Consider the following 26,143-nt stretch of genomic DNA (forward strand, 5'->3'; position numbering starts at 1 on the left):
AGGTGATCAACGTGACCGACAACACATGCCAATGAATGGGTGGACAGCGCACCACGGAGCGGTGCGATAGCCCACTCGCCCAATCGATCCATTCACGAGTGCTAACCCAGCATGCTGAGACGCGACTTCCTAGGCGTCATTGCCTGTGCCAGCCTGGCATCCAGCCGACTGAGCGCGGCCCCCACGTCGCCGCCCCCTGTCCTGCTGGCCGCAGCGGCCGACGCCCAGGGGCCACTATTTACCGCGATGAACGGCACCTTGCTGCGCACACCGACCCGTGGGCATGGCATGTTGCCCCTGCCTGGCAACCGCGAGCTGATCCTGATGGCTCGCCGCCCCGGCTACTGGATGTGGCGCATCGACTGGTCCAACGGTCAGTGCCTTGCCACGACCGAAGCCGCACCTGATCGCCACTTCTTCGGCCATGCCGTGCTGGCACCGAATGGCCGCACGATACTGACCACCGAGAACGACCTGTCAACCGGTCGTGGCCTGATCGGCCTGTACGATAGCCAGACCCTGCAACGTTTAAGCGAATGGTCCAGCCACGGCATCGGCCCCCACGAACTGTTGTGGCTTATCCCCGGCAAGGTGCTGGCGGTCGCCAACGGCGGCATCCTGACCCTGCCCGAGACCGGCCGCCTGAAGCTCAACCTCGATCGCATGGAACCCTCCATCGTCTTGCTTGAGATGCCTTCCGGCAGACTGCTGGCAGAACACGTTCTGCCGGATCGCACGCTGTCCTTGCGCCATCTCGCACGCAGCGCAGACGGCAGCCTGGGTATCGCCATCCAGGCAGAATCCCCGGACGGCACACCGGTCACTGACGCACCACTGCTCGCCATCCTGCGTGAGAACCGCCTGACCCTGGCTGACGCGCCCGCCGGCCTGGGCGGATACGGCGCCAGTATCGCTGCCCTCGGCGACGATTTCTTTGTCACCGCGCTACAAGGCGATACAGTCGTGCAATGGTCCAGCGACGGACGGCTGGTGCGCGAGATCGGCTTGCGCCGTCCGGCCGGGCTCGCAACCCGATCCGACCATGTGCTGGTCAGCAATGAACTTGGCACGATCGCCCGTATCGACCCCGACAGTGGAACCCTGAAAGTAGAACTGGAGCATCCGGGCCTGCGCTGGGACAACCACCTTGCCACAGCCTCCTAGCCAGCTCCACCGCTCGTCAACGCGTCGGCCAGATACCGCGCCGCCCAGCCCGGATGACGCGCTGCAATACGATACACAGCCCTGCAACAGGCTTCGCTATGCTTCACTCCCATCCTCCTCTGATCCCTCGCCCCTTGTGAGCGCCCGATGAACACCTCCGCACCCTCCCGCCGCCCCCCTCCCAGCCGAAAAGCGCCCGTCCTGATCGTCGCCGGGCTGGCTCTCGCCATCGCAGCCGGCTGGTTCGGCTGGCAGAAATTTGCCAGCAAGGGCGATCCGACAGCAGGGTTGCAGTTCGCAACCGTGCAACGGGGCGACATTGAAGACGTGGTCACAGCCACTGGCACGCTGCAACCACGCGACTATGTGGACGTTGGCGCACAAGTTTCCGGCCAACTCAAGAAGATCCATGTAGAAGTCGGCTCGGTGGTCAAGGCCGGTGACCTACTGGCAGAGATTGACCCTACCGTCTATCTGTCGAGGGTTGACGCTTCACGCGCACAACTCCGGAACCTGCGGGCTCAGTTGAAGGACCGCGAATCGCAGCTCATCCTGGCCCAGATTCAGTTCAGACGGCAGACTGCGCTGATGGCCGAGGACGCGACCACCACCGAGTCATTGCAGCAGGCAGAAGCCTCGCTGAAGTCAGCCGAAGCCTCACTGGAGGCCTTGCGGGCACAGATCGAGCAAAACGAATCCTCGTTGCGCGCCGACGAAGCCAATCTTCAGTACGCCCGCATCCTCTCGCCCATGAGCGGCACCGTGGTTTCGATCACTGCACGCCAGGGGCAGACGCTCAACACCAACCAGTCCGCACCCACCGTGCTGCGCGTTGCGGACCTCAACACCATGACGGTGCAGACTCAAGTCTCGGAAGCCGATATCAGTCGCCTGCGTCCCGGCATGGAAGCCTATTTCACCACGCTGGGCGGCCAGGGACAGCGCTGGTACGGCAAGCTCAACAAGATCGAACCGACACCCACCGTCACCAACAACGTCGTGCTGTACAACGCCTTGTTCGACGTCCCCAACGAGAATGGCCGCTTGATGACCTCAATGACGGCGCAGGTCTACTTTGTCGTCGCCCAGGCCAGGGATGTGCTGCAAGTTCCGATGGGCGCACTGACCGTCGGCAATCGTGGAAGCCGCCAACCCGGTGCACAAACAGCCAGTGCGCAAGCGCCGGCTTCGACACCCGCTGGAGGGGTAACGACGATGCAGGGGCCCGCTGCCGCATCCGCGACGCCGCGCAGCGAGATGTCCGACAGTGAGCGTACCGCGCGCAGGGAGCAAAGGCGTCCACGAGAGGGTGGCGACATGCCGGTTCGCACCCGGCCCGCCACGGTGAAGGTGCAGGATGCCGAGGGGACGATCACCGAACGCAATATCACCATCGGCGTTACCAGCCGGGTTCAGGCCCAGGTTGTTGAAGGACTGGCTGAGGGCGATAAAGTCGTGGTCGGCATTGCCGGCAGCGGCCCCACCGGCAACACCGGCCAGCCCCGTCAGCCCGGCATGCCCGGTCCGGGACCACGCCCATGATCCGCGAATCCCTGGCACCGGCCCAACGCGGCAGCGCCCAGGCCCAGCCTTTGATCGAGCTGAGCGGCATCACGCGGGTCTTCATCAATGGCGAGGTCGAGACCCAGGTACTGCACGGCATTGACCTGAAGATCTACCCGGGCGAGTTTGTGGCCATCATGGGCGCCTCGGGCTCAGGCAAGTCAACGTTGATGAACATCCTCGGCTGCCTCGACCGACCGAGCGCCGGCACCTATCGCTTCATGGGCGAAGACGTCGCCGATTTCGACCGCGACGAGCTGGCCCGCCTGCGCCGCGAGGCTTTCGGCTTTGTGTTCCAGAGCTACAACCTGATCGGCACCGCGACTGCACGGGAAAATGTCGAGGTCCCGGCGGTGTATTCCGGCATGCCGCCCGCTGAGCGCCATGCCCGTGCCGAGCAATTGCTGGCTGCGCTGGGCCTGGCCGAGCGCGGCCACCATCGCCCCAATCAGCTCTCTGGCGGCCAGCAGCAGCGCGTTTCCATTGCCCGGGCGCTGATGAACGGCGGCCGCATCATTCTGGCCGACGAGCCCACCGGCGCGCTCGACAGCAGGAGCGGCGAAGAGGTCATGAAGCTGTTGCGCCAGCTGTCGGCCGAAGGCCACACCATCATCCTGATCACCCACGCACGCGAGGTTGCCGACCTTGCCCACCGCACCATCGAGATCCGCGACGGCCACATCCTGTCCGACCCCGGCCCTCAGTTGCCAGAGGGGCCGGAGCCTGACTTCGCACCGCATGTCGATCGCACCTCGTCGATGTCCGACGTGCTCGAGGCCACCCGCACCGCAATGCGCGCACTGCGCAGCAACCTTTTCCGCACCTTCCTCACCTTGCTGGGCATCGTCATTGGCGTTGCGTCAGTGATCGCCATGCTCGCCATTGGCGATGGCGCAAAGCAAAAGGTGGTAGACCAGATCAGCGCAATGGGCACCGACCTGCTCACCATCCGCCCCGGCGCCCCCAACCAGCGTGGCCGCGGCACCGTAGCGACGCTGGTGCCGGAAGACGTGGTCGCGATCCGCGAGTTGCCGAACATCCGCGCAGCCGTACCCGAGCAATCGAGCAGCATCACCGTGCGCTACAGCGGCAACGACCACCGCACCGAAATCAACGGCACCTCCGAGGAATACGTCGTTGCCCGAACCTGGGACGTCGCCAGCGGCGCCTTCTTCAGTGCCGATGACGTCAGCCGCTACGCCACCGTTGCCGTGCTGGGCCAGACCGTGGCGCGCGCCTTGTTTGCTGGCGCCGACCCGATCGGACAATACATCCTGGTCAACAACATTCCATTCCAGGTCATCGGCGTGATGACCGGCAAAGGGGCAACATCATGGGGCCAGGATCAGGATGACGTGATCTTCGTCCCCTACACCACCGGTAGCCTGCGCCTGACCGGGCAGCGTTTCCTGCGCAACGTGACCGTCGCCGTCTCCGATGTCGCGCAGATCGACGACACCCAGGAGGCCGTGCATAACCTGCTGCTGACCCGCCACGGTGTCGAAGACTTCCAGATCCGCAACATGGCCTCGATCATCGAGACCGTGTCGGCCACCCAGAACACGATGACCATCCTGCTCGGCACCGTGGCCGCCATCTCGCTGCTGGTGGGTGGCATCGGGGTGATGAACATCATGCTGGTCTCGGTCACCGAGCGGACCCGTGAGATCGGCATCCGCATGGCCACCGGCGCACGGATGAAAAACATCCTGCAGCAGTTCCTGATCGAGGCGCTGGTCGTGTCGGCAATCGGTGGCGCCATCGGCGTGGCCGCAGGCCTGGGCACCGCAGCCATCATCGCCCTGTTCGATACCCCGATCCAGTATTCGCTTGCCCCGGTACTGCTCGCCTTCGGCTGCGCCTTCGCCACCGGTCTGATCTTCGGCTATCTGCCCGCGCGCAAAGCCGCGCGTCTGGATCCGGTCGTCGCCCTCGCTTCGGAATGAACATGAGATTTCACACCGCATTTCGCCCTTGTCGCCTCGCCGTACTGTGCGCGGCACTCACCCTCGGTGGCTGCGCCTTGCCACTGACGCACCCCGGTGCCAGCGTCGATCTGCCGCTGACCTGGTCCGAAGCCACGGCCAACGCCCGGCTGGATGTCGAGCTCGACACCCAATGGTGGCGCGGCTTCCACTCCGGCGAGCTGGAACAACTGGTCGAACAGTCCCTGGCCGGCAGCCCTGACCTTGCGGTCGCCACCGAGCGCGTCCTGCAAGCAGAGATTGCTACCCGCTCAGCCGGCGCGACGCTGTTTCCAACGGTCAACCTCAACCTCAACACCGGCCTCTCCGGCACCAACGGCGCTGGCATCGCCACCACCCGCAGCGAAGCCTCCTCGGCCAGCCTGGGTGTGAGCTACGAGATCGACGTCTGGGGCAGCAACATTGCCCGCCTGCAGGGTAGCCGCGCCACGCTTGCCGCCACCCGCTACGACTACGAGGCCACCCGCCTGTCGCTCGTCGCGGGCGTCAGCAGCGCCTACGCCCAGGTGCTGGCCCAACGCGCCCGGCTGACCATCGCTCGCGAGAACCTCGCCATTGCCGAACGCCTGTTTGCCATCGTCGAAGCGCGCTACCGCAATGGCGCGGCTTCCGCCCTGGACGTCAGCCGCCAGCGCAGCACCGTACTCTCCCAGCGCGACGCCATCGTTCCGCTGGAAACCACCGAGCGTCAGCTGCTCCGCGCGCTCGCCATCCTGGTAGGTAGCGTGCCGCAAGGCTTCGACGTCAAGGCCGACACCCTCGCGCTCGCCATCCCCGAACCGGGCATGGTGCTGCCTGCGGAGTTGCTGCTACGCCGCCCCGACCTTGCGGCCGCCGAAGCCCGACTGCAGGCGGCGGACGCCGACATCGCGGTCGCTCGCGCTGCGCTGTTTCCGCTGAAACTCAACCTGGGCATCAGCTCGGCACTGAGCAGTGGCGAGTTCGGGCTCGTCGGGCTCAGCAACCCACTCAACACCGCCAACCTTACCGTCTCGCTGCTGCAGAGCATTTTTGACGGCGGTCGCCTGCGTGGCGCAGTCGAAACCACGGAATCCCAACGCCGGGCCAGCGTGGAAACCTATCGCAAGACCATCCTTACCGCCTTGAAAGAGGTCGAAGACGCCATCGCCACCGTCGAGCGCGGCCGCATCCAGGAAGCCACCCAGCAGGCGATCAAGGCCGAAGCCGAGCGCGCGCTTCGCCTGTCCGAGCTACGTTACCGCGAAGGCAGTGACACCCTCAGCACCCTGCTCGACGCCCAACGCAGCCTGTTTTCGGTACAGGATACGCTGGTGCAGCAGCGGCTGACCCGCATCAATGCGGCGGTCGATCTGTACAAGGCGCTGGGGGGTGGCTGGCAACTCAGCCAGACCGATGTCAGTGCGACGACACCCCAATGAGTCCGGTCAATGCAACAGGCACCCCGTTGCTGCCCAAACTCACGGCCATCCCGCCGGGCATCGCAACCCCCTGCGACTATCGCCAAGCCGCCCAGGCGCGGCTGGATGCCAAGGCCTGGGCTTACCTGGACGGCGGTGCAGGCGATGAGCTGACCGTTCAACGCAACCGGCTGGCTTTTGATGCGGTGAACTTCACCCCGTCGATGCTCACAGACGTGCGTGGCGGCCACACCCGCTGCAGCCTTTTCGGGCAGGACTTCACCCACCCCATCGTGCTCGCCCCGGTTGCCTATCAACGCCTGTTCCATGACGAAGGCGAGCTCGCCACCGTACAGGCGGCAGGTGCGCTCGAGGCCTGCGTGGCGGTCAGCACACTGGCAACGACAAGACTCGAAACCCTCGCCGGCCATGCGACCGGCCCACTGTGGTTTCAGCTCTACATCCAGCCAGACCGCGCCTTCACCTCGGCACTGGTCGCGCGTGCCGAGCAAGCCGGATATCAGGCCTTGATCGTCACCATCGATGCGCCCATTGGCGGCCTGCGCAATCGCGAGCAGCGTGCCAGCTTCGACCTGCCATCCGGCTTGGGCGCGGTCAACCTCGCAGGCATGCCAACGCCACAAGCTGCACCGGCGGGCCCCAGCCGCGTCTTCGACCAGGCCATGCTTCACGCCCCCACCTGGCAGGACATCGAAGCCTTGCGCAAGCAGACCCGCCTGCCACTGATCATCAAGGGCATCCTGTCGGTGGCCGACGCCCGCCGAGCCGAAGCGTGCGGAGCAGATGGCATCATCGTGTCCAACCATGGAGGCAGAGTGCTTGACACCGTTCCGCCCGCCCTTGACGTCCTGCCCGCTATCGCTGCGGCGACAGGCGAACGCCTGACCCTATTGTTCGACAGCGGCATCCGCCGCGGCAGCGACGTGGCCAAGGCCATTGCGCTTGGTGCGGACGCGGTACTCGTGGGGCGCCCCTGGCTCTACGGACTGGCCGCTGCGGGGGCGCTGGGGGTGGCCCACGCCATTCACCTGCTGCGTGAGGAGCTTGAGGTCACGATGGCGCTACTGGGCTGCCGTACATTGGGCGAACTGAAGACCCGCCAAGTCTGTTGTGTTGCTGCAACGCATTAATTTTGACAAATAATGTTGCAAATCGTTATCATTAACCTACGTACTACGAAATTAGCCAGCCAGCCACCTGCAGCATAGCCAGCTAGACCTAGCCGCCTGTCAGGAAGCCAGCCAGACGCTCAACTTCCCGACACTTACAGGATCTGGCCCATGAAGTCCCCCCTCTCCCCGCGCCTCAAGCGCTCGGCGCTACTGCTTGCGCTCGCCTTCCCCACCGTTGCTGCATTTGCACAATCGAGCAACGCACCCGTACTGGGCGACGTCGTCGTGTCCGCCTCCGGGTTCGAACAGGACATCAAGAACGCCCCTGCCACGATTACCGTCATCACGCGTGAAGAGCTCGAATCCAGGCGCATCAACAGCATTACCGACGCCCTTGCCGATATCGAAGGCGTCGATACGGGCTCCGGTGCGGGCAAGACGGGGGGAATGACCATCCGCATGCGTGGCCTGGACGACGATTACACCCTGGTGCTGATCGATGGCCGCCGCCAGAACAGCACCGGCAACATTTATCCGAACGGCTTCGGCGAGGCGCGCAACAGCTTCCTTCCACCGGTTTCTGCCATCGAGCGCATCGAGATCATCCGTGGCCCAATGTCTACGCTGTACGGCTCTGACGCCATGGGCGGGGTGGTCAACATCATCACTCGCAAGGTTTCCGACACCTGGACCGGCTCGGCCACGATCGAAGGTACGATGCAGGAGCATTCGGAATACGGCGACTCGTACGCGGGCGACGTTTACCTGTCCGGCCCGCTGAAGCAGGACCTGCTCGGCTTGCAGGTCCGCGCCCGCAACTGGCACCGTGAGCAATCCCATATCGCCTACGACTTCGACGATGGTAGCGAGGGTGCCGAACTGACGCAGGGCCGCAATCCGACCAAGAGCCGCATCGAAAGCTATGGCGCCCGTCTGACGCTGACGCCGAACAAGTCTCACGACATCTGGCTGGACATCGAGAGCACCAAGCAGACCTACGACAACAGCAAAGAGCAGCTTGGCACGCTTGGCGCCGCCGGTGGCTATGAAGACACCCAGCGCTACAACCGTGACAAGCTCCTGCTCGCCCATACCTGGCGCATGGACAGCGGCCTGCTCGAGTCCAGTCTGAGCTACAACGAAACCGAAACCATCGGCCGCCTGATTCCCGCACGCCTGGTCGGCCGCAGCGGCGATCGCGGGCTGACATCGAAGGACTTCATCTTCGACACCAAGTATGTAACGGCGATCGCCAACCACATGCTGACGCTCGGTGCCCAGTACTGGGATGCAGAGATGACCGACGGCATCCTGCCGCAATCGACCAGCTTCACCCAGATCGGCCTGTTCGCGGAAGACGAGTGGCGGCTGCGTGATGATCTCGCCCTGACGCTGGGCCTGCGCCATGACTACCATGACGAATTCGGCCACTTCACCACGCCGCGCGCTTACCTGGTGTGGAACACCTCGCCGCAATGGACCTTGAAGGGAGGGATCAGCAGTGGCTACAAGGCTCCTCGTCTCGAATACCTGACCAACGGCATCTACACGGTGGGCGGCCAGGGCCGCTCACCACAGATCGGCAACCCGGATCTCAAGCCCGAGACCAGCGTCAACACCGAATTTGGGGTGATCTATGACAGCCTGACCGGCTTCACTGCTGGCACGACGCTGTTCCACAGCAAGTACAAGGACTTCATCAGCACCTCGGCCGGGCCGATCACGCTGACCTGCGCGACCAATGTCAACGAGGCTGAATGTGAGGACTTCCTCGCCAGCTTCGGCAGCAACTGGGATATGGGCTATCGCAACTACCCGCTCGCCACCGGCGCTGCCGACACCTTCACACTGCGCCGCCCGGTCAACGTCGACGAAGCCCGCATTCAGGGGGTGGAGTTGTTCTCGCGCTGGAAATTCGCCAGCAACTGGTCGGTATCGGGCAACTACACCTATACCGACAGCAAGCAACTCAATGGTGCCAGCAAGGGCAAGCCGATCAATGACACGCCCAAGCACATGGTCAACCTCAGCCTGCGCTGGAAGGCAACCGACAAGCTGTCCGCCTGGGTCAGCGGTGAATACCGCGGCGAGGGCTACCGCAGCGGTACACACACCGCTTCGGGCACGGCAGCGGCACTCAACGGCCGTGCAACACGGGACCTGGTCGGTGACTGGAAGGGCTACTCGCTGTTCAACCTTGGCACCTCGTACAAGGTCAGCAAGAACCTGACCGTCAACGGCACGATCTACAACCTGTTCGACAAGCAGTTCAACGAAGCCAAGCTGGTCCCGAACACCTCGACCAGCAGCACCGTGTACGCCACCTACCGCAACAACCTCGAGCCGCGCCGGCTCTGGGTTTCCGCCAGCCTGAACTTCTAAGGCACGACAAACGCCGCCATCCCGCTGTGGATGGCGGCGCCCCTCAGACTGAATCCGGCTTTGCCTGCCCTGCGCAGGACAACACTACAAAAAGCTACACTCAGAAAGCGCATTAAATATAAGAATAATTCTCAACATTGAATAGAAAACAAAATGGTGCCTGTCCCGGCTCCACCTCCCAATCGCTCATGTCCATCCAAACGCAGCATCCCGGCACCCCTCAAGCACCGGCAGCCACCCAAGCCCCCGCCACCCTCGCGGTTCGTCACGCCCGCCGCGCCGCCTGGTTGAAAACCCTGCTGCAATGGCACTGGATCAGCTCGGCCCTGTGCCTGATCGGCATGGTGTTGTTTGCGTTCACCGGCATCACCCTGAACCACGCCGGCAGCATCGAGGCCAAGCCCCAGATCACGACCCGCGAAGGCACACTGCCCACTGCCCTGCTGTCCAGCCTGAACCACCTGGCAAACCAGACCGATACACCTGTCGCGGATGCACCACTGCCCGAGCCGGTGCGTGGCTGGCTACGCAGCGAACTCGGCATCCCGACCCGGGATACCGCTGCCGAGTGGTCTGCCGATGAGGTCTATCTCGCCATGCCCAGACCCGGTGGCGACGCCTGGCTGCGGATTGACCTGGGCAATGGCGAACTGGAGTACGAACACACCGACCGCGGCTGGATCTCTTACCTGAATGACCTGCACAAGGGCCGCCACAGCGGCATCGCATGGAGCTGGTTCATCGACATCTTTGCCGCCGCCTGTCTGGTCTTTTCACTGACCGGCCTGTTGCTGCTTTACCTGCACGCCAGCCACCGCCCGACGACCTGGCCCCTGATCGCCTTGGGCGCGGTGATCCCCGTGCTGCTCGCCTTGCTGTTCATCCACTGAAACCCATCCGGAGCCCCCCATGCGACGCCTCATCCCCTTGCTGTGCACCGGCCTGCTTGCCACCCCCGCCCTGGCGGCAGAGCTCAAGCTCGACATTGAAGTTCCCCGCCTGAATGTCGCGGAATACCACCGCCCCTACGTCGCGGTGTGGATTGAAAAACCCGACAACAGTGTCGCAGCCAATCTGGCGGTGTGGTACGACACCAAGATGCGCAATGACGAAGGCACCAAGTGGCTCAAGGACATGCGCCAGTGGTGGCGACGCATCGGCCGCGATGTGGCGGTACCGATCGACGGCGTCACCAGCGCCACCCGCGCCCCGGGGATGCACAGCATTTCCTTCGTCGAGGGCAAGTCACCCTTGGGCAAACTTGCTGCCGGTGAATACCGCCTGCAGATCGAAGCCGCACGTGAAGCCGGCGGCCGCGAGCTGGTCACCATCCCCTTCCAGTGGCCGCCCAAGCAAGCACTTGTCGAAAAAGCCAAGGGCGAGCATGAACTCGGCGCCCTCAGCCTTGAACTGAAGCCCTGAATCCACTCATCCGCCCTATTACTCCGGGAGACCCACATGAAGCTCAAACTCGCCCTTGCCGCCCTGACCCTGTCACTGCAGTTCTCCACCGCCCAGGCCCATAGCGTATGGCTGGAGCCCTCCAGCACCGTGCTGTCGAAGGCGGCCTACATCACCGTGGCCGGCGCCGCAGGCAACGACAAGTTCCACTACAACCACGCCGCCCTGCGCGGCCTCAACGAGAACTTCACCGCCATTGCCCCTGACGGCAGCACGGTGGCCCCCGAAAACCTGATGGCAGGCAAACTGCGTACGGTGTTCGACCTGAACCTGACGCAGTCCGGCACGTATCGCCTGGCCGTCGCCAGCGAAGGCATCATGGCAAGCTGGAAAGAAGGCGAACAAACCAAGCGCTTTCGCGGCAATGCCGAAGCGTTTGCCAAGGACGTTCCCGCCAACGCTACCGACCTTCGTGTCAACGAAGGCGTGAACCGGCTCGAAACCTTCGTCACCGTCGGCAAACCCACCGACATCAAGCCGATTGGCAAGGGGCTGGAACTGGTCCCGATCACCCATCCCAACGATCTGTTCGCAGGCGAAACTGCAACCTTCCGTTTTGTCGTCGACGGCAAACCTGCCGCCGGGCTCGAGGTGCTGATCATGCGTGGTGGTTCGCGTTACCGGAACCAGCTCGAGGAGATCAAGCTCACCACCGATGCGGAAGGCAAATTCTCCATCAAGTGGCCGGAAGCCGGCATGTACTGGCTGGATGCCGACGCCCAGGACGACAAGACCACCGTGCCGCAAGCCAGGGAGCGTCGCCTGAGCTACGTCGCCACCTTCGAAGTGCTGCCACAGTAAGGCTTTTCCACGCCATGCCGATCACGTCCGAACTCCCCCGGTTGTTGAGTGCAATCGCCGTGATCGGCAGCTACGGGGCCTTGTGCGCCATCATCGCCTGGCGCGAGCACAAGCGCCGCATCACTCATGCCGGATACGGCGCCCGACACGCACCGTTTGCTGCCGGCACCCAGCCGCTGACCCTGGTTTTCGCCAGCCAGACGGGTTTCGCCGAGGACATTGCCCTGGGCGCTGCCCAGCAGTTGCGCGATGCCGGCGTTCCTGCCGATGCCATGCCGCTCGAACAGCTGGATGCGGCGCGTCTGAGCGCAAGCTCGCGGCTGCTGTTCGTGGCGTCGACCTGCGGTGACGGCGATGCGCCCGACAACGCCATGACCTTCGTCCAGCGCAGCATGACGGAGCAGACGAGCCTGGCCCATCTCGAATACGGCCTGCTCGCCCTCGGCGATCGCAGCTATCGCCATTTCTGCCGTTTTGGCCGCCAGTTAGACAACTGGCTGCAACAGAGCGGTGCGCGGCCCTTGTTCGAACGCATCGAGGTTGATCGCGGCGACGCAACCGCGCTCGCCGACTGGCAACACCGGCTTGGCCACTTGAGTGGCAGCGCCGACCTGCCGACTCGTAGTCAGCCCACCCTGTCGTCCTGGCAACTTGTCGAGCGGGCTCACCTCAACCCGGGCAGCGCCGGTCTACCCACGTACGATCTGAAACTGTCTCCGGCCGACGGATCGCCAATACATTGGGAGGCTGGCGATCTGGTGCAGCTCACCCCCCCCGGCGACCCAACACACCCACGGGAATACTCGATCGCCTCCATTCCCGCAGAAGGCCACCTGCGCCTGCTCGTCCGCCAGCAGCAGCGTGCCGATGGCAGTCCCGGCGTGGCGTCAGGCTGGCTGACACGGGAGCTGCCCCCGGGCGAGCACATCGCACTGCGTATCCGCCCGCATCGAAACTTCCGACTTGGCGACAATCTAAGGCGTCCGCTGATCCTGATCGGCAACGGCACCGGCCTCGCCGGCCTGCGCGCCCACCTGTCTGCCCGGATCGCCGCAGGCGATCATCGCAACTGGTTGATCTTTGGCGAACGCAACGCCCGCCACGACTTCTATTACCGCAACGAGATCGAGGGCTGGTTGGCGGGCGATCATATCGTTCGTGCAGACTTTGCCTTCTCGCGCGATCAGCAAGACCGCATCTATGTCCAGGATCTGATACTGAAGGGTGCCGACACCCTGCGCGACTGGGTTGCAGACGGCGCCGCCATCTACGTCTGCGGCAACGCGGTGGGCATGGCATCTGCTGTAGACCAGGCACTTGGCACGGTGCTGGGCAAGGACGCACGTGACCAACTGCTGGCTGAAGGTCGATATCGTCGTGACGTGTATTGAACGAGTCAGTCTCCACACGTCTCCCCAGCGCAGACTGATCGCCAAACTCAATCTTCAATCCGGGGAAGGACTGTCGTACAGCTACAACAGTGCAGCAGAAAAGCAAACACAGCTTGCACTTCATTACTGATAGTCATTATCATTTGTATCACTAAGTAGCCAGCCACCCAACCGGTCACTCCCGGCCAGGACGCCAGCAAATCCGCTTCCTGCAACCGATCGGAGATCGACCTCGATGGCTTACATCCAAAACAACAAGCACACCCCTTCCCGCACCGTACGGCTTCCCGAAACCGCAGCGCTCGCCGTACTCGCCCTGACCCTGCCCGGCATGGCTTCAGCCCAGCAAAACACACAGACCCTTTCCGAGGTCGAAGTCACATCGACCGTCGAAAACAGCTACAAGGCTGAAACCGTCTCCTCACCCAAATTTACCCAACCCCTGGTCGACACCCCGCAGACCATCACCGTCATCAAGAAGGAAATCCTTCAAGAGCAACAAGCCACCTCCCTGGTCGAAGCACTGCGCAACACGCCGGGCATCACGCTGCTGCTCGGCGAGGGAGGAAACAGCAACACCAAGGACAACATCTTCATGCGCGGCTTCGACACCTCGGGCAGCGTGTTTGTCGACGGTGTACGGGACCTGGGCAACTTCTCCCGCGACACCTTCAACACCGAACAGATCGAGATCTCGAAAGGGGCCGTCGGTGCCGACAATGGCCGTGGCGCACCGTCCGGTTACGTCAATCTGTCATCCAAGGCCCCGTTCGCCGACAACGCCGTCAGTGGCGGCATCAGTGTCAACGACGCCGAGAATGTGCGCCTCACCGCCGACCTGAACCGCAAGCTGGGCGAGAACACCGCCTTCCGCCTCAACGTGATGAAGCAGGAAGGCGGCGTGGCAGGTCGCGACGAGGTCGAGAACAATCGCTGGGGTATCGCGCCGTCGATCGCCTTCGGCCTCAACACCCCGACCCGTACCACCCTGTCCTATCTGCATATCGAGCAGAACAACGTGCCCGACGGCGGCATCTCGACCATCGGCCTGAAAGGCTTCTACAACGCAGCCCTGGCCGCCGCTGGCGTCGGCGCACGCAAGGTGGACACCGAGAACTTCTATGGCAGCGATGATGATTTTGAAGATGTGACCGTCGACATGTTCACCGTCAAGGTCGAACACGACATCGCCCCTGGCACAACGCTGCGCAACACCTCGCGCTGGGGCAAGGCGCGGCACGAGTTGATGGTCACCGCGCCGGGCAACCCCAGCTACAACGCCACCAGCAACCCGAACGGCATCCAGGCATCCAATATCAACAACCCAGCCAGCTGGACGGTGCCACGCTCACGCCAGACCAAGTGGCAGGAAAACGAGTTGCTGACCAATCAGACCAATCTGACCACCGAGTTCGCCACCGGTCCGCTGACGCATACGGTGACCACCGGCATCGAGTTCATCCATGAACGCCAGCTGACCAAGACGCTGACCGGCGCGGGCACAATGGCCCCGGCCAACCTTTACAACCCGAACGCGAACGACGCGGTCACCGGCTACGGCCTCACCCCCAACGGCGCCCGCGCCGACGGCGAGACGATGACGATCGGCGCTTATCTGTTCGATACCATCAAGCTTGGTGAGCAGTGGCAGTTCTCTGGCGGGGTGCGCCTCGACCGCTACGACACCAAGGCCCGGAACGTCGTGCTATCGACCGCAACCAGTCACCCCACGCTACCGGTCGGCACCCTGGTACCGCAGAACGCCGAAGCCGATGACACCCTGGTGAGCTGGAAGGTGGGCGCGCTGTACAAGCCCACCGCCAATGGCAGCATCTACGCCGCCTACGCCAACTCCAAGCAACCGCCGGGGGGGTCGAACTTCACCCTCAGCACCACCGCCACCAACATCAACAACCCCAACATGGACCCGCAGGAAGCACAGACCATCGAACTGGGGACCAAATGGGACGTCCTCGACAACCGGCTGGCGCTGACCGCTGCGGTGTACCACACCGAAAACAAGAATGACCTGACCCAGACCGATCCAATCACCGGCGACATTACCCAATGGGGCAAGAAGACGGTGCGCGGCATCGAACTGGGCGTTGTTGGCGCGATCACCCCTGCATGGCAGATCTCGGCCGGTCTGGCCAAGATGAAGACCGAAGTGAAGGAAGGCTCGGACACACAACAGGGCAACGCCATCAACTGGTCGCCTGAACTCACCTTCACTGCATGGACCAGCTATCGCTTCCCCTTCGGTCTGACCATCGGCGGCGGCGCGCGCTACGTCGACTCGATGCTGCGCACCTCGACCAACACGACGGCCACGACGGTCATGCCGGAGATCGAAGACTACTGGGTGTATGACGCAATGGCCTCCTACGCCATCAACAAGAACGTGACCATTCAGCTCAACCTCTACAACCTGACTGACGAGAAGTACATCGCCTCGATCAACAACAACGGCTATCGCTACACCCCGGGCACCCCGCGCTCGGCCATGCTGTCAGCCAACTTCCAGTTCTAAGCGCATCGCGTCGAGCCCTTCTCCTGTGGGGGCTCGACGCATTTTTGGGAGATTACTTCATGATGCTGCACATTCCCGGCGTGCTCGACCCACAACAGGTCCGCGCCCTGCGCCAGAAACTTGATCAGGCAAGCTGGATCGACGGCCTGAGCACCTCGGGCGAACAGGCCTCAAAGTGCAAGCGCAACCTGCAACTTGCACCTGACACGCCGTTGGCACAGCAACTTGGGCAACAGATCCTGAGCGCACTTGGCAGCAATCCGCTGTTCATCTCCGCAGCCCTGCCCGCTCGCATCCTGCCACCCTACTTCAACCGCTACGAGAACGGCGGCACCTTCGGCAACCATGTGGATAACGCCATCCGCATCGACCCCATCAACGGTCAGCGCCTGCGCACCGACGTATCCTCGACACTGTTCCTGTGCGATCCCGGCGAGTATGTCGGCGGCGAACTGATTGTGGACGACACCTACGGCACGCACAGCGTCAAGCTGCCTGCGGGTGACATGATCGTCTACCCCTCGACCAGCCTGCATCGCGTCGAACCCGTCACCTCGGGCGCCCGCGTCTGTGCCTTCTTCTGGACGCAAAGCATGATCCGCGATGACGCCCGACGACAGATGTTGTTCGATCTGGACGTCAACATCCAGAACCTGCGCCAACACATCGGCGACACAGCGGAAACCGTAAGCCTGACCAGTCATTATCACAACCTGCTGCGCATGTGGGCTGAGCTCTGAGTCGACTGAGCCCGGAGTCCGTACTCGCCGGCACGACAACTCGCAATCCCGCCCAGCCCCCCCGAATCCCATCACGACAACAGAACACCCCCGCCACCTTCTTTGGTGGCGGGGGCAAGGCAGCTGGTCGATAGAGGCTCAGCAGCAGCGTGTACTGTTGCCGGAGGCCTCAAGCTCACTCAATACGGCGTAGGCCTCCCACTCAGCCACCAGGTCGGCAGCACTCTCGCGAATGCAGCCGGCAATCTGCGGGTCGTCCCCGACCAGGCGCAGATGGGCCACGATGGCCTGTGCAATCGCCGGAGACTGACGTGCCGGGAAGCGCGACAGCAGATGCAACAAGGCGCTGACGGCGCGCGCCGGCTCGGCTGTATAAGGCTCGACACCCATCTGCATGCTCCCGGCCCGACGCCCGCAGCGCTCGCCCGGCGTGCTCATATGCGCACCGCGTAGTATTCGACCACATGCTGGATCTCGACCGGGAAGGGCACCTCGCTGGCATCCGGCAAACGGGTCACCGTTGCCTTGCATGCGGCCTCATCGAAGCTGAGCCATTCCGGACGCGACAAAGCCGGCTCGACCAGCGACTCGGCCGCGCAGGGAATCTTGCGTCCCTTCTCGGTCAGCACAATGGTATCGCCAGGGCGGATACGGATGGACGGGATGTTGACCGAACGGCCATTGAGCAGCACATGCTTGTGACGCACCAACTGGCGTGCGGCAATCGTGGTCGGCGCAAAGCCGGCGCGGAACACGAAATTGTCCAGCCGCGATTCAAGCAGTTCCAACAGCTTATCGCCGGTAGGCGCCTTGGACCGCTTCGCCTCGCGGAACAAGCGTTGGATCTGGCTCTCGGTCAGCCCGTAATTGAAACGCAGCTTCTGCTTCTCGATCAGCTTCACACCGAAATCGGACTTGCGCTTCGGCCGCTGCCCATGCTGCCCCGGCGGGTAGTTTCGATCGCCCAGCGACTTGCGCGACAACCCGGGCAACTCCGTGCCGAGTGCTCGCATGACTTTCAACCTGGGACCGGTGTATCGGGACACGCTGTTCTCCTTGTGTGGTAATGGGTGAGTGTTGGGAGGAAAATGGAAGATCGCGACGGAGCGCGGCAAACAACTCGAGCGACGCCTGCTCGAAATCAGCGATGGGGTGCCGGGCTGCCACGACGTCAGCGCGGCTGATCAGCCAGCACACGATCGATCAACATTCTGGACAGGGCGACCTCTTCGCAGCCGGCAATGTCCTCAAGTTGATCAAGCAGCAGCCTCGCGTGATGAACCGAACGCGGGCAGCCTGAATGCAGGTACTGCGACAAGTGCGTCAGCGCACCGAGCAGCAGTGCACTCTGATCACCCGCAAGCTGTGTGTTGTTCATGACGCACACCTTATTGTTGATAATGATTCTCACTATTTCCTATATTCTCATCCATGTCAAGCACCTGACTCAAGCGACGCTCACGCGGAGAACCGTCCTTTCCATAGAACAAAGCTTGATCTGTATCATGAAAAGAACAACGAGACCGATTATCATTACCTCAAAATCTATCGGACCCCCTCATGACATCCGCTGCCAGCTCCGCGTCGTCCCTTCCATACACAACAGCGGCGCTTCCCACGATTGCACTTGTCGGCCATCCGAATGTCGGCAAGTCAGTGTTGTTCCATCGCCTGACCGGCACCTATGTGAATGTGTCGAACTACCCTGGCACAACCGTCGAGGTCGCGCGCGCACCGGCACGCTTCGATCGCACGCACTCACTGCTCGACACCCCCGGCGTGCTCGCCCTACCGTCGCGCAGCGATGACGAACGCGCCACCGTACGCGCACTGCTCAACGAAACGATCAAGGTCGTCGTTCAGGTCGGCGATGCCAAGAACCTGCGCCGCACGCTCAACCTGACCGCACTGCTGGCCGAGCTTGGCGTGCCGATGGCAATGGCCCTGAACATGACCGACGAGGCGCAGGCACGCGGCGTCACGGTCGATACCGCGGCCCTGGCCAACGCACTTGCCATCCCGGTGGTCGCCACCGTCGCCACCGGTGGCAGCGGCGTCGGCACGCTGACCGACGCACTGAGCGGTGCCCGCGTCCCCGCCGCCTTGCTGAAGTACGACGACGAGCTGGAAACACATATAGACCAGCTGACGCGCCAGATCGAGACGCACACCCCACACCCCGTCCTGGCTGCACGCGGGCTGGCCATCCTGCTGCTTGGCGGGGACAGCGAGGTGGCCCACTGGATCGCACAGCAACCCGGCCATGCCGCGATCGACGCAGCACTCGCCACGCGGCTCCCCCCGGGTACGGGGCGGGATACCCTCCCCGCCAGACTGGCGCGGGAACGCAGTCGTGCGGCTGAAGCCCTGGCCCGCACCGTCAGCCAGCAAGCCCTGGGCAAGGACCGCACGCTGTCGCTGCTGGCTGGCCAACTGGCCGTGCATCGTATCTGGGGCTGGCCGCTGCTCCTGGTCGTGCTATATCTGGTTTATCTGTTCGTCGGTGACTTTGGTGCCGGTACCCTGGTGGGTTTGCTGGAAGAAGACTTCTTCGGCGAGATTCTCAACCCGGCAGTCACGGCCTTGGTGCAGGCGCACGTCACGGTCCCCTGGCTGGCAGACCTGCTGGTCGGCGACTACGGCCTATGGACCATGGGCATGACCTACGCCCTGGCCCTGATCCTGCCGATCGTCACCACCTTCTTCCTCGCCTTCGGCATTCTCGAGGATTCAGGCTACTTCACCCGCCTGTCAGTCATCGCCAATCGCATGTTTGCCGCCATAGGCCTGAACGGCCGTGCGGTGCTACCCATGGTGCTGGGGCTGGGCTGCGTCACCATGGCGACGCTGACCACCCGCATCCTGCACACCCCGCGGGAACGCCTGATCACCACCTTCCTGATGGCGCTGGCCATTCCCTGTTCCGCGCAACTGGGCGTCGTGCTCGGCCTGCTGGGGGGCATCTCGTTCGGTGCAACGCTGATCTGGGTTGTCAGCATGGTGGTGATCCTGCTGGCGACAGGATGGCTGGCTGGCAAGCTGGTGAGCGGACGGCGAGTGCCACTGCTCACCGAGCTCCCGCCGATGCGGATGCCACTGATCGGCAATGTCCTGAAAAAGACCGGCGGCCGCCTCAAGTGGTACCTGATGGAAGTCATCCCGCTGTTCCTGATCGGTACGCTGATCATGTTCGTGCTGGACCGCACCGGTGCCCTGCCCTGGCTGATCGAGGCCGGCAAGCCGCTGGTGACCGGCTGGCTGGGTCTGCCACCAGAGGCCAGCGCCGCGTTCGTGATGGGCTTCCTGCGTCGCGACTTTGGCGCAACCGGCCTGTTTGCGCTGGAAAGTCAGTTGAGCATGGTGCAGGCAGTTGTCGGCATGGTCACCATCACCCTGTTCGTCCCCTGCATCGCCAGCGTGATGATGATCGTCAAGGAACAGGGGCTGCGCACGACCGCGCTGATGCTGGCAATGATCATGCCTACTGCGTTCCTGGTCGGCGGCCTGCTGAACCATACGCTACGACTGTTCTTCTGAGGAGCCCACGTGAATACACAAGCCGCACGCATCCGCCTGACCGGCACGCCCGTCGGCCGCAGGGTCAGACTTGCAGATTTCGGCGACGAAGTTTCACCGCTACAGCGCGAACAACTCCACGCCTACGGCATGTCTCCACCCCACGATATCCGGGTGCTGCAGCAGCAACCGATGACCGTGGTGCTGTGCGACCACATCGAACTCGCCCTGGAGCATGAGATTGCGCACGGGATCTGGGTCACCGAAAGCTGAGGAGACCACCGGCAAAGCCGCCCTCCACCCTCACAAACCCAGGCCCTTGCGCAGGGCAATCAGCACCCCCATGCCAAGAATGAAAGGCAACCATGGATTGCGCCAGCGCAAGGCAACCACCACAACCACGACGGCTGCAAGCAATTTGGGATTGAGCGGCTGCAATTGCCCACCATCGAGCAGGATGTCGGGGACCACCAGTGCAGACAAGGCCGCTGCGGGTGCATAGCGCAAGGCACGGTGCAGTGCAGCCGGCAGGCGTGCCTTCTCTCCCAGCATGATGAAACTGCCACGCGTCATCAGCGTGGTCACACCAATGGCCGCAAAGGTCAGCCACAACGTCAGACCGTCACTCATCGCTCAGCCCTCCGTGTTTGCCAGTGCTCAGCCACGAACCCTGAGGCAATGCCGATCGCGATGCCCGCAAACAAGCCCAGACGCAACGGCAGATCCCGCAGCAGTACCGCACCCAGGCCACCTGCCACGGCAGCGAGGAGCATCGGACGGGTGCGCGCCATCGGAATCATCAACAGCATCAGGGCAATGGTGACCATGAACTCCAGCGACCAGTCACGCGGCACGATCTCCGCACCCAGCACCCCCACAAGTACAAAAACCTGCCACAGGCACCAGCACCAGACCGACGGTGCAATGAAGTAGCCCCAGCGCCATTCAGGCTCACGCGCACCAAGCATCTTGTCAGCCCCCACGGCAAACACGCCGTCGACCAGCAGATAACTGGCGCTCACCCGCCGTGCCCAGTGATGATCGTGAAACGCTGGCGCGATGGCCGCACTGAAGATGACGAAACGCAGATTGAGCACCAGCGCGGTCACGAAGATCAGCCACAGCGGCGCCCCAGTGGCAATCAGGGGCAAGGTCCCCAGTTGAGCGGTACCGGCATAGACGATCAGGTTCATGCCCATCGCCTCGACCGGACTCAGGCCAATCGAACGCATGGCGATGCCGGTTACCACCGCCCACGGAATCAAACCGACGGACATGGGCAGAAAGTCTGCCCATCCCGCCCGGGCCCCTTTGCGAAACGCGTCACTCATCAAGCATCCTGCGTTCAAAAGTCTCCAAGATATCAGGCCCTCGTTTCGCCACCATAGACGCTTGCCGTCAGCACGACCGTCACACCTTGACCGCACTGCCCACACAGGGCTTATCCCGACTATTGCCGAATCCGGTTTGATGGCATCATCCCTTGCAGCCATCCGAACCGACGCATCATGACAAGCCCTCAAACCAACGGACTCGAGCAGACCCGTATCGACAAATGGCTGTGGGCTGCGCGCTTCTTCAAGCACCGTAGCGGCGCCACCGAGGCCGTCGATGGCGGGCGGGTGAAACTCAACGGACAATCGGTCAAACCTGCCCGTGCAGTCAAACCGGGTGACATAATCGATGTCACCCTCTCCGAAAGCACCATTTCAGTCGTGGTTCGTGCCATTGCCGAAAAGCGTGGCCCCGCCAGCGTGGCTCAAACCTTGTATGAAGAAAGCACCGAAAGCCGGTCCAGACGCGAGCGTGCCCGGGAAGCCCGACAACTGGCGGCACCACCCGGGGCTGACCTGCACGGCCGCCCCACCAAGCGCGATCGCCGACTGATACAGCGCATGCGCGACGCATGAGCCATCACGGCACCCCCACGCGAGAACACGACAAACCCATGCCTGCCGAGCAAGCCCCCCGCCCTGCGCCCCTTCGCTCCGTCCTTCAGCGCGATCGGGTCGTGACCCTGCTGGTGATGCTGGGCGTCTGCATGCTCCAGTACGTCGCCTGGCAAGCGTACCGGGGCCTCGAGCAGGAACAGGCCCAAGCGACATTCGCTCGTACCGTGGACCAGGCGGCCTTATCCCTCACCCGTCAGACCGAACAATATCGCAGTGCCCTGCTCGGTCTGCGTGCCTTGTATGTTGCCAGCGACTCGGTAACAGGTCATGAATTCTCCCGCTATGCCCAGGCGCTAGGCCGCGCAGAAGGCCTGCAAGGTGTGCGTGCTTTCGCTTTCAATCGAGATCTCCCCGCGCACGCTCGCGATACGTATATCAGCGCGCTCCGCAAGAATCTTGGCAGCGCCGACGCAGCCTACGCCGCATTCGATATCTACCCACCCAGCGACCTCGATCGCCTGCACGTGGTGGAAATGATCCACCCACCCATCGGCAATCAGCGCTCGCTGGGCTACGACCTGAACACCAGCGACATCCGGCGGGCAGCCATTGCAAGAGCGCGCGACCGCGGATTTGCCGCCACACCTCCGTTGCGATTGCAGCAGGCGCCGGAGGCCATTGCCGTCCTCATGCTTGCCCCGGTGGTCAATCAGGACGGAGCCCCGGCGCATACCGTTGCCGCCTCGTTTCTGGTGTCCGACCTGGTCAATGCGGCGATCGCCCCCACCTTGCGTCAGCAATTCCACCTGCAGATCACCGACCTGGGAGCGGACAGCGAACTACATGGCCCTGGAGAAATGCTCTACGAGGACACGCCGGTGACGTCGCAACAGCCTCTGCAGCCCGCGGTGTATCGCGACTACAACTTCGGCGGCCGCCAGTGGCAGATGCGATTCATTGCCCGGAATCCCGACACCACCCCGATTCCAACCGCCAGCCTGATCCTGCTGAGCATCGGGGGCATACTCATGGCGGGCGCCATCAGTCACCTGGTACAGCAGAGGGTGCACCGTGCGGCACGCCACAGGGCGCTTGCCTCAATGGCGTCGGACTGTGTACTCGAAGTCAACGCCTTGGGCACGGTGACGTCGGCGGGTGAGTCAACCACACGCATTACCGGACTCGTCCCCGCTTGCTGGCAAGGACACGCCCTGTGGTTCAATATCGTCGATGAAGACGCCGAAGTCGTAGAAAAGACCTTCCGCGACTGCATCGCCGAACGTAAGCCCGTGACCCTCGAATGCCGGGTAAAACGTAGCGACGACAGCGCGCAGTGGGTGGAGATGCGACTCGACAACCACCTCGACCATCACGCCATACACTCGGTGCTGGTACAGGTCTCGGACATCGACGCCCGCAAGCAGGCCGAGGCAGAAGTCGCACGCCTGGCCTTTTTCGACCCCTTGACGGGGCTGCCCAACCGCCGTCTGCTTGAGCAACGGGCAGAACTCACGTTCAGCACCGCAAAACGCCATCGTGGGCGCGCTGCCGTCATCGTGCTTGATCTCGACGGTTTCAAGCAGATCAATGACAACGCCGGCCATGCAGTAGGCGATATCGTGCTCTCCACCATCGCCCGCCGGCTTCAGGCTGCCGTACGTGACAGCGACACCGTGGCCCGGCTCGGCGGGGACGAATTCGCCATCCTGCTGGGCGAGCCCGCCAATGAGGTGGACGTCCGCGCAGCTGCCAATCGCCTGGCGCGCGACCTCAACCTCCCGCTCAACGCCAATGGTCGAAACTGGTTTGTGAGCGCAAGCATCGGCATCGCACTCTATCCCGACAACGGCGAGCTTTTCAGCGAACTGCTCAGTCTGGCCGATGCAGCAATGTACCGCAGCAAACGTAACGGCAACGGGCTGATCAGTCTGGCGCCGAACACTCCGCCACCACTCAGCTGAAGCACACTCACTCCAGCGACAAGGCCAGCGCCAACGGCAGGAAGAGCAGCGCAGTCACATTCCCGATCAGCACCATTGAAGCCACCTTCTCGGGTTCCTGACGATAACGTTCGGCAAAGATGTAATTGAGCACGGCCGGCGGCAACGCACCAAACACCAGCAACAGTGCCTGCTCGCGCGGCGGCAGATCGATGACCAACATCACCAGCCAGGCCAGCACCATTCCGGACACGGGTCGCAGTACTGCCGCAAACACACCCAGACCGATCGATGTAATGCGGGAATCGGTCAGCCGCACACCGAGTGCGAACAGCATCAACGGAATGGCGATGTCACCCAACATCCTGATGGCATGCATCAGGGGCGGCCAGACTTCGATACCTGCCACACCCACCGCCAACCCCACGAGGGTGGCCAGCACAGATGGCACCCGCCAGACATTGATGAGCCGGACCTTGTGGTCCAGCAACCACGCACCGTAGGAAAAATGCAGCAGATTGGAAACGGTGAAAATAGCCACCGCCGGGGCCAGTGCCGAGTCGCCAAAGGCCAGCACCGACAGCGGCAAACCAAGGTTGCCGCAATTGTTGAACATCTGTGGCGGCACGAAAGTCCTGACGTCGATGCCCGCCATCCTCGCCACCGCCCAACCAACCGCACCCGAGCCCAGCACCACGAGCAGGGTTGCTCCCAGCAGTGGCAAGTACTCGGTGACATGAAACTCCTTGTTGGCCAGCGCCGCAAACACCAGCGCAGGAACGAACACATCCATGTTCAGCTTGTTGGCGTGACTCAGATCGGGCTTGAGTCGGCGCCCCGCCACGAACCCCAAGGCCGTGATCGCAAACAAGGGAAACAGGATGGCGACGATGCGCATCGCCATCGAAGTTGACTCGATCACAGCACGTAACGCGCCAGATCCTCACGTTGAGCCAGCATGTCGAGCCGCTGGTCCACATAAGCTGCATCCACGGTCAAGGCTTCGCATCCCGCCTTGCCCGCTTCGAAGGACACCTCCTCGAGCAGCTTCTCCATCACCGTGTACAGGCGCCGCGCACCGATGTTCTCGGTCTTTTCATTGACCTGGAAGGCGATCTCGGCAAGGCGACGGATGCCATCGGGCGTAAAGCTCAAGGTCACACCATCGGTGGCCAACAGTGCCTCGTACTGACGGGTGAGGCAGGCATCGGTACTGGTCAGGATGCGCTCGAAATCCTCGACCGCCAGCGATTCAAGCTCGACCCGGATCGGGAAACGTCCCTGCAACTCCGGAATCAGGTCGCTGGGTTTGGATAGATGAAACGCTCCACTGGCAATGAAAAGGATGTGATCGGTCTTGATCATGCCGTATTTGGTCGAGATCGTCGTTCCTTCGACCAGCGGCAGCAGATCCCGCTGCACGCCCTGGCGCGACACGTCGGCCCCATGTGCATCGCTACGTGCAGCGATCTTGTCGATTTCGTCCAGGAACACGATGCCATTTTGCTCGACAGCACGCATCGCTTCGGTCTTGACCTCTTCGTCGTTGATCAGGCGTCCGGCCTCTTCGTCGGCCAGCAGCTTCAGCGCGTCGCTGATCTTGAGCTTGCGCTGGCGCTTCTTGCTGTTGCCCAGATTCTGGAACATGCCCTGAATCTGTTGCGTCAGCTCTTCCATGCCCGGCGGGGCGAAGATCTCGGCCTGCATGCCGCCCGCGGAAACCTCGATCTCGATCTCCTTGTCGTCCAGTTCCCCTTCACGCAACTTCTTGCGGAATTTCTGCCGGGTGGTGCTGTCCTGTGTCTCCGGCTCGGCGCCGAAACCCACCGTCCGCGCCGGTGGCAGCAAGGCGTCGAGCACACGATCCTCGGCGGCGTCGAGGGCGCGGTCACGTACCAGCCGCATTGCCCGCTCGCGTCCGCTCTTGATCGCGATTTCCAGCAAATCGCGGATGATGGTGTCGACATCGCGACCGACATAGCCGACTTCGGTGAACTTGGTCGCCTCGATCTTGATGAAAGGCGCATTGGCCAGGCGTGCCAGGCGACGGGCGATTTCGGTCTTGCCGACACCGGTCGGGCCAATCATCAGAATGTTCTTGGGAGTGATCTCGCTACGCAGTGGCTCACCGACCTGGGCGCGCCGCCAGCGGTTGCGCAATGCAATCGCGACGGCCTTCTTGGCCTTGTTCTGGCCGACGATATGCTTGTCGAGTTCGGAAACGATTTCCGGCGGGGTCATCTGGGTCATGGGGTGTTCGGTTCGT

23 protein-coding genes are annotated in these 26,143 nt (G+C 62.9%); 16 read left to right on the plus strand and 7 right to left on the minus strand.

All coding sequences use genetic code 11. The annotated features are described in order from the left end of the window. Positions 1-111: 111 nt before the first annotated feature. From DNK49_RS02190 to DNK49_RS02245, 12 genes are all read left to right on the plus strand, one after another. Positions 112-1,164: a DUF1513 domain-containing protein gene (locus DNK49_RS02190; RefSeq protein ID WP_110522660.1), complete on the plus strand. Its 1,053-nt coding sequence runs from the start codon at positions 112-114 to the stop codon at positions 1,162-1,164. Positions 1,165-1,311: 147 nt separating this feature from the next. After that, entirely contained in the window at positions 1,312-2,706 is a 1,395-nt protein-coding gene (locus DNK49_RS02195; RefSeq protein WP_110522661.1) for an efflux RND transporter periplasmic adaptor subunit, read from the plus strand. Beyond that, positions 2,703-4,673 (plus strand): MacB family efflux pump subunit, encoded by a 1,971-nt coding sequence (locus DNK49_RS02200; protein WP_110522662.1) that lies wholly within the window; start codon positions 2,703-2,705, stop codon positions 4,671-4,673. The genes DNK49_RS02195 and DNK49_RS02200 overlap by 4 nt, the downstream gene beginning before the upstream one ends. 2 nt (positions 4,674-4,675) lie before the next feature. Next, a complete protein-coding gene (locus DNK49_RS02205; RefSeq protein WP_207806864.1) occupies positions 4,676-6,112 on the plus strand; it encodes an efflux transporter outer membrane subunit in 1,437 nt (478 codons plus the stop codon). Continuing rightward, complete coding sequence (locus tag DNK49_RS02210; protein WP_110522664.1) at positions 6,109-7,242, plus strand: alpha-hydroxy acid oxidase; 1,134 nt, start codon at positions 6,109-6,111, stop codon at positions 7,240-7,242. Before DNK49_RS02205 ends, DNK49_RS02210 begins: the two co-directional genes overlap by 4 nt. Positions 7,243-7,392: 150 nt before the next feature. Continuing rightward, the gene (locus DNK49_RS02215) at positions 7,393-9,606 is read left to right on the plus strand and encodes a TonB-dependent receptor domain-containing protein (RefSeq protein WP_110522665.1); all 2,214 of its coding nucleotides are present in this window, start codon (positions 7,393-7,395) and stop codon (positions 9,604-9,606) included. A 188-nt stretch (positions 9,607-9,794) separates the two neighbouring features. Then, complete coding sequence (locus DNK49_RS02220; protein WP_110522666.1) at positions 9,795-10,496, plus strand: PepSY-associated TM helix domain-containing protein; 702 nt, start codon at positions 9,795-9,797, stop codon at positions 10,494-10,496. A 19-nt stretch (positions 10,497-10,515) separates the two neighbouring features. Beyond that, complete coding sequence (locus DNK49_RS02225; protein WP_110522667.1) at positions 10,516-11,028, plus strand: DUF2271 domain-containing protein; 513 nt, start codon at positions 10,516-10,518, stop codon at positions 11,026-11,028. A 36-nt stretch (positions 11,029-11,064) separates the two neighbouring features. Beyond that, positions 11,065-11,868 (plus strand): DUF4198 domain-containing protein, encoded by an 804-nt coding sequence (locus tag DNK49_RS02230; protein ID WP_110522668.1) that lies wholly within the window; start codon positions 11,065-11,067, stop codon positions 11,866-11,868. Positions 11,869-11,882: 14 nt separating this feature from the next. Then, complete coding sequence (locus DNK49_RS02235) at positions 11,883-13,259, plus strand: sulfite reductase subunit alpha (RefSeq protein ID WP_110522669.1); 1,377 nt, start codon at positions 11,883-11,885, stop codon at positions 13,257-13,259. A 235-nt stretch (positions 13,260-13,494) separates the two neighbouring features. Further along, positions 13,495-15,789, plus strand: a complete 2,295-nt coding sequence (locus DNK49_RS02240) for a catecholate siderophore receptor Fiu (protein WP_110522670.1) — start codon at positions 13,495-13,497, stop codon at positions 15,787-15,789. Positions 15,790-15,848: 59 nt separating this feature from the next. Beyond that, positions 15,849-16,529 (plus strand): Fe2+-dependent dioxygenase, encoded by a 681-nt coding sequence (locus tag DNK49_RS02245; RefSeq protein ID WP_110522671.1) that lies wholly within the window; start codon positions 15,849-15,851, stop codon positions 16,527-16,529. Between the two features lie 138 nt (positions 16,530-16,667). Here the strand turns inward: DNK49_RS02245 and DNK49_RS02250 are convergent, their stop codons facing one another. The 3 genes from DNK49_RS02250 to DNK49_RS02260 form a co-directional block, all read right to left on the minus strand. Continuing rightward, a complete protein-coding gene (locus DNK49_RS02250; RefSeq protein ID WP_243632207.1) occupies positions 16,668-16,967 on the minus strand; it encodes a hypothetical protein in 300 nt (99 codons plus the stop codon). Beyond that, positions 16,964-17,575 carry a 30S ribosomal protein S4 gene (gene rpsD / locus DNK49_RS02255; protein ID WP_110522672.1) on the minus strand — a complete coding sequence of 204 codons (612 nt, stop codon included), beginning with the start codon at positions 17,573-17,575 and terminating at the stop codon, positions 16,964-16,966. Before rpsD ends, DNK49_RS02250 begins: the two co-directional genes overlap by 4 nt. 125 nt (positions 17,576-17,700) lie before the next feature. After that, on the minus strand, positions 17,701-17,907 hold the full coding sequence (locus DNK49_RS02260; RefSeq protein WP_110522673.1) for a hypothetical protein: 207 nt from the start codon (positions 17,905-17,907) through the stop codon (positions 17,701-17,703). A gap of 182 nt (positions 17,908-18,089) precedes the next feature. On the opposite strand from DNK49_RS02260, the gene feoB reads away from it, so the two are divergent. Together feoB and DNK49_RS02270 are read left to right on the plus strand one after the other, a co-directional pair. Then, the gene (gene feoB / locus DNK49_RS02265; RefSeq protein ID WP_110522674.1) at positions 18,090-20,066 is read left to right on the plus strand and encodes a ferrous iron transport protein B; all 1,977 of its coding nucleotides are present in this window, start codon (positions 18,090-18,092) and stop codon (positions 20,064-20,066) included. 9 nt (positions 20,067-20,075) lie between these two features. Then, on the plus strand, positions 20,076-20,318 hold the full coding sequence (locus DNK49_RS02270; RefSeq protein WP_110522675.1) for a ferrous iron transport protein A: 243 nt from the start codon (positions 20,076-20,078) through the stop codon (positions 20,316-20,318). A gap of 30 nt (positions 20,319-20,348) precedes the next feature. On the opposite strand, the gene DNK49_RS02275 is transcribed toward DNK49_RS02270, so the two are convergent. Together DNK49_RS02275 and DNK49_RS02280 are read right to left on the minus strand one after the other, a co-directional pair. After that, positions 20,349-20,675, minus strand: a complete 327-nt coding sequence (locus DNK49_RS02275; RefSeq protein ID WP_110522676.1) for an AzlD domain-containing protein — start codon at positions 20,673-20,675, stop codon at positions 20,349-20,351. Beyond that, positions 20,672-21,376: an AzlC family ABC transporter permease gene (locus DNK49_RS02280; RefSeq protein WP_110522677.1), complete on the minus strand. Its 705-nt coding sequence runs from the start codon at positions 21,374-21,376 to the stop codon at positions 20,672-20,674. Before DNK49_RS02280 ends, DNK49_RS02275 begins: the two co-directional genes overlap by 4 nt. 177 nt (positions 21,377-21,553) lie before the next feature. Here DNK49_RS02280 and DNK49_RS02285 point away from each other — a divergent pair, with 177 nt between their 5' ends. Both DNK49_RS02285 and DNK49_RS02290 read left to right on the plus strand, forming a co-directional pair. Beyond that, on the plus strand, positions 21,554-21,955 hold the full coding sequence (locus tag DNK49_RS02285; RefSeq protein ID WP_110522678.1) for an RNA-binding S4 domain-containing protein: 402 nt from the start codon (positions 21,554-21,556) through the stop codon (positions 21,953-21,955). After that, positions 21,952-23,898, plus strand: coding sequence for a sensor domain-containing diguanylate cyclase (locus DNK49_RS02290; RefSeq protein WP_110522679.1), 1,947 nt, complete (start codon positions 21,952-21,954; stop codon positions 23,896-23,898). The genes DNK49_RS02285 and DNK49_RS02290 overlap by 4 nt, the downstream gene beginning before the upstream one ends. 7 nt (positions 23,899-23,905) lie before the next feature. Here the strand turns inward: DNK49_RS02290 and DNK49_RS02295 are convergent, their stop codons facing one another. Both DNK49_RS02295 and hslU read right to left on the minus strand, forming a co-directional pair. Further along, positions 23,906-24,781, minus strand: coding sequence for an AEC family transporter (locus tag DNK49_RS02295; RefSeq protein ID WP_110522680.1), 876 nt, complete (start codon positions 24,779-24,781; stop codon positions 23,906-23,908). Positions 24,782-24,795: 14 nt separating this feature from the next. Next, positions 24,796-26,127: an ATP-dependent protease ATPase subunit HslU gene (gene hslU / locus DNK49_RS02300; RefSeq protein WP_110522681.1), complete on the minus strand. Its 1,332-nt coding sequence runs from the start codon at positions 26,125-26,127 to the stop codon at positions 24,796-24,798. Positions 26,128-26,143 lie beyond the last annotated feature (16 nt).

The sequence above is a fragment of the Parazoarcus communis SWub3 = DSM 12120 genome (assembly GCF_003226565.1).
Classification (GTDB): domain Bacteria; phylum Pseudomonadota; class Gammaproteobacteria; order Burkholderiales; family Rhodocyclaceae; genus Parazoarcus; species Parazoarcus communis.